A 13,901-nucleotide genomic window follows, 5' to 3' on the forward strand; every position below is an offset into this window, starting at 1 on the left:
TGAAGATTGATCAGCTCTAACCTTGTGCCGGCTAGAACATAAAAATCGATTTTTACATTCAGCTGGAAAGACAAACTTATCCCGAGTCTTATACCAATAAATCAATCACTTAATTTAGATTTACATTTTGTCCAGATATAAAAAAATAAATAAAAATAAATTACCCATCTCTATGAGAACATTTCAATGTATACTCCTTCGGCTATTTTTCAATAAACTTGTTACAGAGATCAAAAAATGAACCGAAGTCGAGAACATCTGCGTGATCATGAGCAAGAGGTAAGGCTCTTTCGCAGACGTGCTTTCATGGCATTTTTTGGCTTGATTCTGCTGGTTGTTGCCTTAATCAGTAACCTGTACAAGTTGCAGATCGATGACTTCAAAAGCTATACCACCCAATCAAACGACAACTGTATTCAAATACTTCCCGTTCCTCCCCCTCGCGGCTTAATCTATGACCGTAACGGGCATGTACTTGCAAAAAATATCACTGTTTACAATCTGGATGTCATTCCAGATAAAGTAGTTGATCCCAAGGCAACGATAGAGCGTTTACAAAAGTACATGACGCTCACGCCGGATCAGGTTAAACAATTTTATACTCTGACTCACAGTTGGCACCGCCGCTTTAGTGCTAAAGATTTCTTAACCGATCTTACTGACAAGCAAGTTGCTGAGTTTTCTGTACATGAATATGAGTTCCCCGGGCTTTCCATTGAAGCAGGTCTAAAGCGCTACTATCCCTATGGAGAAGTACTGACACACGTGCTTGGTTACGTAGGGCGAATCAATGACCGTGAAGAAGCTGCGCTTGTAAAAGAAGGAAAGGCTGACAATTACGAAGGGACTAAATACATAGGTAAGATCGGTATTGAGAAGTACTACGAAGACCTATTACATGGCAAAAAAGGCTATGAAAAAGTAGAGGTAAATAGCCATGGTCGCGTTGTTCGTGTGTTGCAATACGTTCCTCCTGTGCCGGGCAAAGATATCGTACTAAACATTGATATCAACCTTCAGGAATACATTTACAAGCTTATCCACGAGAAAAAGCACCCCGGTAGTGCCATTGTCATTGACCCACGAGATGACAGTGTACTAGCAATGGTTTCTAGCCCGAGCTACAACCCAAATCCATTTGTTGACGGTATTTCTAGCAAGGCTTATCGCAAGCTGCTGGATGATCCACAGCACCCACTGCTTAACCGTGCAACGCTAGGTATCTACCCTCCGGGCTCTACCGTTAAGCCATACATTACTGTTGCAGCTCTAGATACAGGAGTTATCACGCCTTCGACTACGCGTGATGATCATGGTCAATGGCGGATACCGCATTCTAAAGATAAGCATGTCTATCACGATGCTGATAGGTGGGGCTACGGTACGGTCAACATTACCAAAGCAATAGAGGAGTCTGTCGACTCGTTCTTCTATCAAATTGCTTATGATATGGGTATCGATCGACTCTCTAAATGGATGAATAAATTTGGTTTTGGCGAAAACACCGGCCTCGACATTGCTGAAGAAAGTAATGCGAACATGCCGACAAAAGAGTGGAAACGAGCAAGACACCACAAGCCTTGGTATGTCGGTGATACGATACCAGTAGGTATCGGCCAGGGCTACTGGACTGCGACCAACATGCAATTGGCTAAGGCGCTTGTAACATTGATCGATCACGGCAATATCGAAGAGCCTCACCTATTACGTGCAACTATCAATCATGGAGCTCAATTTAAAGACTTGAGCATGACCAAATTTAAGACGATGCATGTCATGCAGAACGTACCTGCGAAAGACTGGGATATAGCGTTAAACGGTATGCGCTTGGTTGATATGGGACCACTGGGTACAGCAAGAAGAGTATTTAAAGGTGCACCATACTCCAGTGGTGGTAAAACAGGTACCTCGCAGGTATTTAGTTTAAACAACAAAAACTACGATGCTAAGAAGATTGATGTTCACCTACAAGACCACTCTCTATTCGAAAGCTTCGCACCGTTTAAACACCCGAAGTTTGTCGTGACCGTTATCATTGAACACGCTGGTTATGGCGTTCAATCAGCGGCGCCAATGGCTAGAAAAGTCCTAGACTACTGCATGGCGAACCTAGACGGCAAAAGCTCTGGAATGTAACCTCCTTTATCCCTCCAGCTGGTAGATTTCATCTGCCGGCTTTTACATATATCTAAATTCGATTCCTAACATCTGCGCTATGCAAAGCCGACTTTATGAGCAATAGTTAAAAGATAGTTAGAAGCAATATGGATAATTTGCCTAGAGTACAGATATGAGATTAAGGAAGATCTTAGATAGTTCTCGTCTTTTACAAGCAATAGTGAGCTTTTTCGCACTACTGATTTCGATAACCCCCGTCTATGCTGATGAATGTAAAGTCATGAAAGTCACAGGCTCAATGGGCTGGGTTCCTGTCCTAATGAAAGACGATAATGGAGACATCTACGGACTGGGACACGATGTGATGAGCAACATCAGCAGTCAATTGTCACTCCCATTTCAATTTGTAGAACAGCCTTGGAAGCGTGCTTTACTCAGCCTTCAACAAGGAAAAGTCGATATCATCATTGGGATTTACTGGACTAAGGAACGAGCCAACAAATATTACTACTCCAGCCCTTTCTTGCAAAATGAAGCAAGAGTATTTGTGCTAAAAGGAAAAGAGTTCAAGTTTGAGATACTATCTGATCTAGTAGGAAAAGCGGGAGATATTCCTTTAGGGGGTAGTTTTGGTGAAGAGTTTGACCAATTTGCTAAGAAAAATTTATCACTCCATAGCGTCGGTAAAAAAACGGAGCACATTGTCAGATTACAAAAAGGACGGAGCCAGTTTTTTATTTCTGACTATTTCGACACAACCTCTACTCTCAAAACCATGAAACTATTGGATAGCATCGTACCTTTGACAAAGCCTGTTTCAACCACCCAAGTATACTTTGCAATGTCAAGAAACTCTCCATGCTCCAGCCGAGCTGCCGAAGTATTTAATGCCATAGAATGGCTGAGAAATGATGGAACCTTAGAGCAGTTAAGGCAAAGGTATTTAAATCTAAATGCCCCATAACATCTAAAACAGTAGCACCTAAAACATAAGCTTACTTCTAGGCTAGTTCCTCTCTTTTGTTGCCAAACCAGCTTTAGTCAGCCCCAAAAAAAACGCCCCTAAAAGGGGCGCTTAGAATTAGATAGTAAGGCTGCTAATTAAGCTTGACCTTTAACTTCTTTAAGACCGTTGTAAGGAGCACGCTCACCTAGTGCTTCTTCGATACGGATAAGTTGGTTGTACTTAGCAACACGGTCAGAACGGCTCATAGAACCAGTTTTGATTTGGCCTGCAGCAGTACCTACCGCTAGATCAGCGATAGTTGCATCTTCAGTTTCGCCAGAACGGTGAGAGATTACAGCAGTGTAACCAGCGTCTTTAGCCATCTTGATTGCAGCTAAAGTCTCTGTTAGAGAACCGATTTGGTTGAACTTGATAAGGATAGAGTTAGCAACACCTTTCTCGATACCTTCAGCTAGGATCTTAGTGTTAGTAACGAATAGGTCATCACCTACTAGTTGAAGCTTGTCACCTAGTAGTTCAGTTTGGTGCTTGAAGCCATCCCAATCAGACTCGTCTAGACCGTCTTCGATAGAAACGATTGGGTATTGGTTAGCTAGCTCAGCTAGGTAGTGGTTGAACTCTTCAGAAGTGAAGATCTTACCTTCGCCTTTCATGTTGTAGTTGCCAGCTTCTTTGTCGTAGAACTCAGATGCAGCACAGTCCATAGCTAGAGTAACGTCTTTACCTAGCTCGTAGCCTGCTTTCTCAACAGCTTCTTTGATTGCAGCTAGTGCTGCAGCGTTAGATTCTAGGTTAGGAGCGAAACCACCTTCGTCACCAACAGCAGTGTTAAGACCTTGAGCCTTAAGAACTTTAGCTAGGTTGTGGAATACTTCAGCACCGATACGTAGACCTTCTTTAAGAGTCTTAGCACCAACTGGTTGAATCATGAATTCTTGGATATCAACGTTGTTGTCTGCGTGCTCACCACCGTTGATGATGTTCATCATTGGTAGAGGCATAGAGAATTGGCCTGGAGTGCCGTTTAGCTCAGCGATGTGCTCGTATAGAGGCATGCCTTTAGCAGCTGCAGCAGCTTTAGCGTTAGCTAGAGAAACAGCTAGGATAGCGTTAGCACCGAAGTTAGATTTGTTTTCAGTACCGTCTAGGTCGATCATTAGAGCATCGATTGCTGCTTGATCTTTCGCATCTTTACCAACTAGAGCTTCAGCGATTGGACCGTTTACTGCAGCGATTGCTTTAAGTACGCCTTTACCTAGGAAACGTGACTTGTCACCATCACGAAGCTCAAGAGCTTCACGTGAACCAGTTGATGCGCCAGATGGAGCAGCAGCCATACCTACGAAGCCGCCTTCTAGGTGAACTTCAGCTTCAACAGTTGGGTTACCACGTGAGTCGATAATTTCACGACCTAAAACTTTAACGATCTTAGACATCAATGTTTCCTCTCGTTCTATAAATGTCAATTCAATTGGGTAGCAGCATATAAGATGCTGCTACCTGTATCTAGTTATTTTTCCATCTCGTCACGCTGGAAATCACCTGCCGCTTTTACAAAGCCTGCAAATAACGGGTGTCCGTCGCGTGGTGTGGAAGTAAATTCTGGGTGGAATTGAGCCGCAACGAACCATGGGTGGTTCGGGTTCTCAATAACTTCAACCAGTTTCTTATCGGCTGATAAGCCTGACACTTTCAAGCCCGCTTTCTCGATTTGCGGACGCAATATATTATTTACTTCATAGCGGTGACGGTGACGCTCATGAATCTTAGTGTTACCGTATAGTTCATGCGCTTTGCTGCCTTTTACTAAGTGACATAGCTGAGAGCCTAGGCGCATTGTGCCGCCAAGATCAGACGCTTCTGTGCGCTCTTCAACTTTACCTTCACCGTCAACCCATTCAGTGATCAAACCTACTACTGGGTACTTAGTCTCTTTATCAAACTCCGAAGAGTTTGCGCCTTCCATTCCCGCAACATTACGTGCGTATTCGATAAGCGCTACTTGCATCCCCAAGCAGATACCTAAGTAAGGAACTTTGTTTTCACGCGCAAATTGTGCAGCGCGGATCTTACCTTCGATACCACGATCACCAAAGCCACCCGGCACTAGGATCGCATCTAAGCCAGCTAATGCTTCTTCGCCTTTGCTCTCAACATCTTGCGAGTCAACGTATTTGATTTTCACGTTTAGGCGGTTCTTAAGACCTGCGTGCTTAAGTGCTTCATTCACCGATTTGTAAGCATCTGGTAGTTCGATGTATTTACCGACCATACCAATAACCACTTCACCTGTTGGGTTAGCTTCTTCGTAGATAACCTGTTCCCATTCGGAAAGATCGGCTTCTGGTGCGTTGATGCCAAAACGAGTACAAACTAAATCGTCAAGGCCTTGAGATTTGATCAATTGAGGGATCTTGTAGATAGAATCTACATCTTTCATTGAGATAACCGCTTTTTCTGAAACGTTACAGAATAGAGCGATTTTCTTACGTTCGTTCGCTGGGATCATACGATCAGAGCGGCAAACAAGAATATCTGGTTGGATACCAATAGACAGTAATTCTTTTACTGAGTGCTGAGTTGGTTTAGTTTTTACTTCGCCTGCTGCAGCTAGATATGGAACCAATGTTAAGTGCATAAACATTGCACGCTCACGTCCTAGCTCAACCGCTAGCTGACGGATAGCTTCCATAAATGGTAGAGACTCGATATCACCGACTGTACCGCCTACTTCAACGATAGCCACATCGTGACCTTCGGAGCCAGCAATCACACGATCTTTGATCGCATTAGTGATATGAGGGATAACCTGAATAGTCGCGCCTAAATAGTCTCCGCGACGTTCTTTGCGTAGTACATCCGCGTAAACACGACCCGCTGTAAAGTTGTTACGCTTGGTCATTTTGGTACGAATGAAACGCTCGTAGTGACCAAGGTCTAGGTCAGTTTCTGCGCCATCTTCGGTCACGAAAACTTCACCATGTTGAGTTGGGCTCATTGTGCCTGGGTCAACGTTGATGTAAGGATCAAGCTTCATCATGGTCACTTTAAGACCGCGAGCTTCTAAGATCGCTGCTAACGATGCTGCTGCAATACCTTTACCTAGTGAGGATACAACCCCGCCAGTAACAAAAATGTAATTTGTCGTCATGTTTAACCTGAAATTGGTTGAATGAGGGAAATGGATTTCTTCTGGACGGGATGAAACTATACCAGAAGCCCTTTATCGCCACAACGTGAAATCTATCACACCACTGTTAATTATTTTTTGCTTCAAATCAATTTGTCAATCGACCCAAGCTAGGTAATTTTATCAATACATATTTAATCTTTATGTTTCACGCCTTTAACATCTTCTTGGCTCTTAACTCTATCCCAAACTTTATCCAATTCATCCAAATTCAGATTCTCTAAATGTTTACCATCTTTTTTTACCAACCGCTCTAAAGATTGAAATCGACGAGAAAATTTTTGATTCGCCTTAGTCAAAGCAACTTCTGGATCCTTACCTAAATGCCGAACTAAGTTAACTGTCGCAAACAATAAATCACCCAATTCTTCTTCAAGCTTATCTGAGTCACCCGATTCGACTTCTTGCAGTACTTCATCAATTTCTTCTCTAACTTTATCGACAACAGGCGGCAATTCAGCCCAATCGAAACCCACTTTGGCGCACTTTTTCTGGATTTTATTAGCCTTTGAAAGAGCTGGCAGCGACTGAGGCACCGAATCCAAAATACTCTCTTCAACCTGGCCGGAACGCTGCTTTTCTTTTCTCTTTTCTTGTTCCCAGTTCTCATTCAATTGCTCTTCATCTTGCACATCTAGGTCAGCAAATACATGTGGATGGCGGCGAGTCAGCTTTTCATTGACGGTTTCCACAACCTCTTTGAACTCAAATAACTGCTTTTCTTTGGCAAGCTGGCTATAAAAGATCACTTGGAACAATAAATCACCCAGCTCCTCTTTCAAATTGTCCCAATCTTGATTGCTGATAGCATCCACCACCTCAAAAGTTTCTTCAATAGTATGTGGAATGATAGTGTCAAAGGTTTGCTTTTTGTCCCAAGGGCAACCGCTGTCTGGGTCACGTAACTGGGCCATTATGTCTTCAAGTTGTTCAATTGGATGATTCATAAAACTTCCTATAAAAAAGACGAGCTTTCACTCGTCTTTCATAATAATTAACACCTATATAGCGGGATACTAGCCTAGCCTTTTGACCGACATGACATCTTTGATTTGCTCAACACGATTAGTGACTCGCGACAATACTTCTACGTTGGTCACTTCCAAATCAAAGTCCATCACTGCCAGCTGACGTTTGTAGTCAGTGCGGTTTCTCATACTGGTGACTTTCATTTTTTCATTAGCAAGCAATGTCGTAATGTCTTTCAAAAGCCCACTTCGTTCCATTGCTTCCACCCTGATAGTCAGAATGTAAGAACCTACAAAGCCGCTTCCCCAAACCGTATCAATAATTCGCTCAGGAGCATGAAGGCTCAGCTCTTCAAGCTGCTCACAATCACTACGGTGAACAGAGATACCTCGACCTTGAGTAATGTATCCTTTGATGTCATCACCCGGAATAGGCTGGCAGCATCTCGCTAAATGCGTCATCAAATTATCGACGCCTTCAACGACAACCGCATCTTTTTTAGGGCGGCTCACTGGCGCTGCTTTTTGCTCAGACTCTTGCAGCTTCTCTAGTGCCTGCTGATCTTCCTCTTCCGCTGTCGGTTTATTCACTAGCGCATTAATGTGATTGACGATTTGGTTGATACGTAAATCACCAGTACCCACTCCTGCGTACAATTCGTCAGGTGTGTTAACGTTGAAACGCTTCAATGCATATTCATCGGCGTCTTTCAGACTCGCGCCAATTTTTTGCAGTTCCGTTTCTAGAATTTCTCGGCCAGCTTCGATGTTTTTCTCACGGCCCTGTTTTCTAAACCATGCATTAATCTTTGCTCGAGCTCGTCCTGAATGAACAAAGCCCATTGACGGGTTTAGCCAATCTCGAGACGGGTTTGGCTCTTTAGATGTGATGATCTCGACCTGATCACCCATAGACAACTTATGAGTGAAAGGAACTATTCGGCCAGCAACTTTGGCGCCAATACAACGGTGTCCTACTTCAGAGTGAATGTGGTAGGCAAAATCGAGTGGCGTAGCACCCATCGGCAAATCAACTACATCGCCTTTTGGTGTAAAGGCATAAACTCTGTCATCAAAAACTTGGCTGCGAAGTTCATCAAGCATTTCGCCAGAGTCGGACATCTCTTCTTGCCAATCGATAAGCTTACGAAGCCAAGTGATTTTTTCATCGTACCCACTTCGACTGCTGCTGCCTTCTTTGTATTTCCAGTGCGCAGCAACACCAAGCTCAGAGTCTTCATGCATCTGCTTAGTTCGAATCTGGATTTCGATGGTTTTACCTTCAGGGCCAAGTACTACCGTGTGAATAGACTGATAGCCGTTTGGCTTTGGGTTGGCAACGTAATCGTCAAATTCATCAGGTAAATGTTTGTATTTAGTGTGGACAATACCTAATGCCGCATAACAATCTTGCAAGCGCTCGGCGATTATCCGAACTGCACGCACATCGAACAGTTCATCAAAATCCAAGCTTTTCTTCTGCATTTTTCGCCAAATACTATAAATGTGTTTTGGTCGACCGCTCACTTCCGCTTGAATATGGGACTCTTTCATTTCAGCAGAAAGGTCATCAACAAAGTCTGTGATGTATTGTTCGCGGACAATTCGTCTTTCTGCTAACTGCTTCGCGATCTGCTTATAGGTATCGGGCTGTTGATAACGAAATGCGTAATCTTCAATTTCCCACTTAAGCTGACCGATACCAAGCCTGTTTGCGAGTGGCGCATAGATATTGGCACATTCTTTAGCGGCCGCTCGGCGTATTTCATCGGGTTCTTTTTTTACTTCAATAAGATTGCTGATTCGCTCAGCTAGCTTGATAACCACGCACCTAAAGTCATCAACCATCGCGAGTAGCATACGGCGAACATTATCGACTTGCCCTGATGCAGCAGAGCCTTCTAACGTAGCATTAAGTTGGCCAATCGCGGCCATCTCTTCAACGCCATCAATTAGCTTAATGATTTCTTTGCTGTATTGCTCCTCGAGTAACTCTCGATCGTAAATACCACTTGTCACAATTGGAAACAGCTGCGCTGCCACTAATGTTGCTCTATCCATAGACAAGGTAATCAGTATTTCGATCATCTCTCGCCCACGCCACAACAATATTGGCCCCTCTTCATGACCCTCTACCATGGCTTCACATTGGCGGTATACCGCAGTCAGCTTTTTAGCAGTTTTAGAGTCTTGCCCTAGACTGGAGATCCATTTCTCTATTTCAAATTGTTCGTCTTGGGTTAAATGCGCACTTCGTACCGCGACCATTGTTCTATCCTAGTTGTTTTAATTCGTTTTCATAGCCAACCAAGTTTCTTGGTTTATATTTTATTTTTTAACGAACAAAGCCATCGACTCTAAGTGACTGGTATGTGGAAACATATCTAACATACCCAGCTTTTCGAGTTGAAAACCTTGCTGCTTAAGCGCCTGACTATCTCTGGCTAAAGTAGCGGGATTACAAGAAACATAAACCACTTTAGAAGCACCTAGATTTCCTATCGAATCAACTATACCACTAGCACCAGCTCTAGCCGGGTCGAGCAGTATTTTATCAAATTTTTCCTGAGACCACTCAGCGGTATCTATATTTTCTTCTAAGTTAGCATGGAAGAATTTAGCATTAGTTATAAGATTGAGATCTGCATTGGCATTGGCTTGCTCTACCATAGCAGGTACACCTTCAACGCCTACTACCTTGCTTGCAACTTTGGCGATAGGCAAACTGAAATTGCCTACTCCACAGAACAGATCCAGCACTCTGTCTTGCTCATTCAAAGTTAGCCACTCTATCGCTTGGTTAACCATTTGTTGGTTAATATTTTGGTTTACTTGAATAAAGCTGTCTGGGCTAAACGCTACTTTGCAATTGTTCTCTGTGTAATATGGCTTTTCACCAGTCACCTGAACCAGCTGGCCTGAATTTGGGATAAGAAATAGCGACAACTGTTTCGACTCAGCGAAACGAGTTAGTGTGCTTTGGTCTTTCTCAGTGAGCTTTTGGGTATGACGAACAACCAACACTGTGGCATTGGCTGCTTTTACCAACTCGATATGCCCTAAACATTCTTGCTTGCTAAATTGCTCAAACGTTTCTTTCAAACTTGGCAACAGTGCATTTAATTGCGGATCCAAAACCGCACAATCCGTCACATCTACAATTTGATTGCTCGACTTTTTGCGGAAACCAAATTGAAGTGTCGACGTTTTTTTATTGAAGTAGACACTAATCCGAGCTCTACGACGATAGCCTTGACCTTCGCCTACTACGGCCGAATCTAACTTCGAGCAAGATTCTGAAGGCACTTGCATTAGGTGAGTAAGCGAGCTTTGTTTGTATTCGATTTGTGACTCATGGCTTAGGTGCTGCATGTTGCATCCACCACATTGGTTGTAATACGGGCAGAAAGGCTTCACTCGCTCTTCAGATGATTTAAGTCGTTTGATTAGCTTGCCGCGAGCATACTTCTTTTTGCTTTCTGTTAACTGAACCACGACTTCTTCATTTGGTAACGCGCCGTCAATAAATAGTGGTTTTCCAGATAAATAACCAATACCAGAGCCATGGTGATCCAACTTTTCAACTAAAATTTGTTGGTGTTTTGTGTTTAATTGCGATTTCTTAGGTTGAAAAAATTGAGCCATGGTTTTGCCTGAAATAGTCATCAAAATTTGGTTAAATCATCTGCTAACTGCTGCTAAGCTTAGGTTAATTGTCGAACAACCCTAACTTGATTAAGCTAAGCATCTAATTTAATGTTTCGTATAGGCCCACGTATCTTCTTGATAAAGAGGTTTAGGCCATAGAGCGCTATTTTCCCATATCCAAGAGATGATGTTTAGACAATAATGACAAGATACGGCTTACGCGCCCGCGTAATTACTCTCACTCTTGCGCCAACATTAATTATTGGCTTGCTTTTGAGTGCCTTTTTTTCCTTCAGCAGATATCACGATCTGGAAAAGCAAGTGATCAACGAAGGCTTAAGCATCATCGAGCCGCTTGCAATAGCCAGTGCAGAAGGTCTTAAAACTCAAAACCGAGAATCTGTCCGCCGATTAATCAGTTACGCTCATCGTAAGAACTCTAAGTTTGTTCGCAGTATTGCCGTTTTTGATTACAACCACGATTTATTTGTTACCTCAAACTTTCATCCAAACTTCCAAGAATTGACGTTTCCAAAGGATAAACCGATACCTTTGGTTGGCACCTCTGAGCTGCATGACAATACACTAATACTCCGGGCGCCAATATTGGCCGAAGGTGGCTATATCTCAAACCTGTCTGGCCAAGCTGGCCCAAACCAAGCTTTGGGCTATATAGCGGTTGAGCTCGACCTTTCATCTTTACGTTTGCAGCAATACCAAGAAATATTCTTCGCCTTCTTAGTGCTACTAGCAGGACTAGGCTTATCGAGTATCTTTGCCTTTAGGTTACTGCATGATGTGACCCGCCCTATCACCCACATGAAGAACATGGTAGATAGAATTCGGCGGGGACACTTAGATGTGCGAATCGAGGGTAAATTACATGGTGAGCTAGATGCACTTAAAAACGGTATCAATGCGATGGCAGTTTCGCTGTCTGAATACCACATTGAAATGCAGCACAGTATTGACCAAGCAACATCAGATTTGCGAGAAACCCTCGAGCAGTTAGAGATACAAAACGTTGAGCTAGACATTGCTAAGAAACGCGCCCAAGAAGCTGCCAGAGTGAAATCTGAGTTCTTAGCTAACATGTCTCACGAACTGCGAACGCCGCTCAATGGTGTGATTGGCTTTACTCGTCAAATGCTGAAAACTAATCTCACCAACAGTCAAACTGATTACCTGTTTACCATTGAGAAATCAGCGAACAACTTACTCGCCATCATCAATGACATTTTAGATTTCTCGAAACTCGAAGCAGGTAAATTAGCTTTAGAGAACATTCCATTTGAATTCCAGGACAACTTGGAAGAAGTCGTTAGCCTTCAGGCCACCAGCGCCCATGAAAAAGGCTTAGAACTCACTCTCAAAGTTGATCCAAAAATACCGGCAGGTTTAGTCGGAGACCCACTACGTATTCAACAAATCATGACTAACTTAGTCGGAAATGCGATTAAGTTCACCGAACACGGAAACGTTGATATCAGTGTCGAAATGCGCTCTAACAAAGATGAGTTCGTTGAGCTTCAGTTTATGATTCGTGATACAGGAATTGGTATTTCAGAAAGGCAGCAAGCGCAGCTTTTCCAAGCATTTAGTCAAGCTGATGCTAGCATTTCTCGACGCTATGGCGGTACGGGGCTTGGACTCGTGATTACCCAAAAACTCGTAGCACAAATGGGGGGTGAAATCAGCTTAACCAGTCGCCTCCACCAAGGTTCAACTTTCTGGTTCACAGTACGAATGCTCGCAACAGACATGCCGGTGAGTGACTCACTTCATGCAGAAGTCCTTAAAGATAAAACGTTACTCTTGATTGAGCCGAATACTCAAGCAGCGTTAGCAACTCGAATGCAGCTTGAGCAAGTCGGCATACGCACCACTCATATCACTTCAATCACCCAAGTTGATGAACACTTCGACTATATTTTATTGTGTTTATCTCCAGCTGCTGAGCACCAAACTGATCTCATTGAACAACAAGTTGAGTGGGCTCAAAGCTTAGCAGCAAACGTGATTGTGAGTACTCCAAGCACGACTTTAGCCCTTGCAGATCATTTGGTTCAAAAATATCAAATCCCTTGTATTACCAAGCCACTGCCGAAGAAAAAGCTACTCCAAGCGCTTGCTTCTGATAAACCAGCGATAGCACCACCTGTATTGGTTAAACAGGTTAAGCAGGAGAAACTGGAGAAAATGCCAATCTCTGTCATGGCAGTAGATGACAATAAAGCGAACCTTAAGTTGATTGGCGCGCTACTAGAAGAGCGAGTTGACCTCGTTGTGGTGTGTACCAGCGGCCCTGAAGCCATTGAAAAAGCGAAAGAACGTAAGTTTGACGTCATATTAATGGATATACAAATGCCTCAAATGGATGGCGTCACCGCATGTGGGCATATCAAGGAAACGGAGCTTAACGCAAAAACGCCAGTTATTGCGGTCACCGCACATGCGATGAGCGGGGAACGAACTCGCCTGCTTGATGCAGGTATGGACGACTACCTAACCAAGCCCATAGAAGAAAATCGCCTACAAAAAACCTTAGCTTATTGGAGCAACCAATCAGCTTCGATGGCTACAGGTGAGAAAAGCGTAGCACCTGCTCCGGAAGAAAAGCCGCAAGAACAAGTTCAAAACGTTGTGGAGTCCAGTTCCGCAAACCAAGTGATCGATTGGCAACTGGCGTTGAAGCAATCAGCCTTCAAAGAAGATCTAGCCAAAGACATGTTGAAGATGCTGATAGATTACTTCCCCGAAGTTACCCCGATCATTGAGAATTCTCTATCAAACGCTGAACAAGCGAACATAGATGATCTGCTGCATTACATACACAAGTTGCACGGTAGTTGCGCCTATAGTGGCGTTCCACGCTTGAAATCGGTGTGCGCAACAATAGAGCAAGCATTGCGCTCAGGCTCTAGCGTCGAAGACATCGAGCCTGAACTTTTCGAACTACAAGATGAGATTGATAAAGTCAGCGAACGTTCGGCAGAGTTCTTAGTTTGAA

At 43.5% G+C, this 13,901-nt stretch carries 8 protein-coding genes; 3 read left to right on the forward strand and 5 right to left on the reverse strand.

Translation table 11 applies throughout. The features are described from left to right. The first annotated feature begins 237 nt into the window (after positions 1–237). Positions 238–2,136, forward strand: coding sequence for a penicillin-binding protein 2 (gene mrdA, locus L7A31_RS17235; RefSeq protein WP_237363002.1), 1,899 nt, complete (start codon positions 238–240; stop codon positions 2,134–2,136). A 154-nt stretch (positions 2,137–2,290) separates the two neighbouring features. Further along, entirely contained in the window at positions 2,291–3,082 is a 792-nt protein-coding gene (locus L7A31_RS17240; protein ID WP_237363003.1) for a substrate-binding periplasmic protein, read from the forward strand. Between the two features lie 137 nt (positions 3,083–3,219). Here L7A31_RS17240 and eno read toward each other — a convergent pair whose 3' ends face one another. The 5 genes from eno to rlmD all read right to left on the reverse strand — a co-directional run bounded on the left by eno (position 3,220) and on the right by rlmD (position 10,888). Continuing rightward, the gene (gene eno / locus L7A31_RS17245) at positions 3,220–4,521 is read right to left on the reverse strand and encodes a phosphopyruvate hydratase (protein ID WP_237363004.1); all 1,302 of its coding nucleotides are present in this window, start codon (positions 4,519–4,521) and stop codon (positions 3,220–3,222) included. A gap of 74 nt (positions 4,522–4,595) precedes the next feature. Next, positions 4,596–6,236: a CTP synthase gene (pyrG, locus tag L7A31_RS17250; protein WP_237363005.1), complete on the reverse strand. Its 1,641-nt coding sequence runs from the start codon at positions 6,234–6,236 to the stop codon at positions 4,596–4,598. A gap of 173 nt (positions 6,237–6,409) precedes the next feature. After that, positions 6,410–7,222, reverse strand: coding sequence for a nucleoside triphosphate pyrophosphohydrolase (gene mazG, locus L7A31_RS17255; RefSeq protein WP_237363007.1), 813 nt, complete (start codon positions 7,220–7,222; stop codon positions 6,410–6,412). 69 nt (positions 7,223–7,291) lie between these two features. Next, positions 7,292–9,511, reverse strand: coding sequence for a GTP diphosphokinase (gene relA, locus L7A31_RS17260; protein WP_237363009.1), 2,220 nt, complete (start codon positions 9,509–9,511; stop codon positions 7,292–7,294). 60 nt (positions 9,512–9,571) lie between these two features. Continuing rightward, a complete protein-coding gene (gene rlmD / locus L7A31_RS17265; protein WP_237363010.1) occupies positions 9,572–10,888 on the reverse strand; it encodes a 23S rRNA (uracil(1939)-C(5))-methyltransferase RlmD in 1,317 nt (438 codons plus the stop codon). 204 nt (positions 10,889–11,092) lie between these two features. On the opposite strand from rlmD, the gene barA reads away from it, so the two are divergent. Further along, positions 11,093–13,900 (forward strand): two-component sensor histidine kinase BarA, encoded by a 2,808-nt coding sequence (gene barA, locus L7A31_RS17270; protein WP_237363011.1) that lies wholly within the window; start codon positions 11,093–11,095, stop codon positions 13,898–13,900. Position 13,901 lies beyond the last annotated feature (1 nt).

Source organism: Vibrio marisflavi CECT 7928, from assembly GCF_921294215.1.
Classification (GTDB): Bacteria; Pseudomonadota; Gammaproteobacteria; order Enterobacterales; family Vibrionaceae; genus Vibrio; species Vibrio marisflavi.

Coding starts and splice junctions, on each gene's coding strand:
- mrdA (WP_237363002.1), top strand. CDS start 238: ATGAACCGAAGTCGAGAACATCTGCGTGATCATGAGCAAGAGGTAAGG.
- L7A31_RS17240 (WP_237363003.1), top strand. CDS start 2,291: ATGAGATTAAGGAAGATCTTAGATAGTTCTCGTCTTTTACAAGCAATA.
- eno (WP_237363004.1), bottom strand. CDS start 4,521: ATGTCTAAGATCGTTAAAGTTTTAGGTCGTGAAATTATCGACTCACGT.
- pyrG (WP_237363005.1), bottom strand. CDS start 6,236: ATGACGACAAATTACATTTTTGTTACTGGCGGGGTTGTATCCTCACTA.
- mazG (WP_237363007.1), bottom strand. CDS start 7,222: ATGAATCATCCAATTGAACAACTTGAAGACATAATGGCCCAGTTACGT.
- relA (WP_237363009.1), bottom strand. CDS start 9,511: ATGGTCGCGGTACGAAGTGCGCATTTAACCCAAGACGAACAATTTGAA.
- rlmD (WP_237363010.1), bottom strand. CDS start 10,888: ATGGCTCAATTTTTTCAACCTAAGAAATCGCAATTAAACACAAAACAC.
- barA (WP_237363011.1), top strand. CDS start 11,093: ATGACAAGATACGGCTTACGCGCCCGCGTAATTACTCTCACTCTTGCG.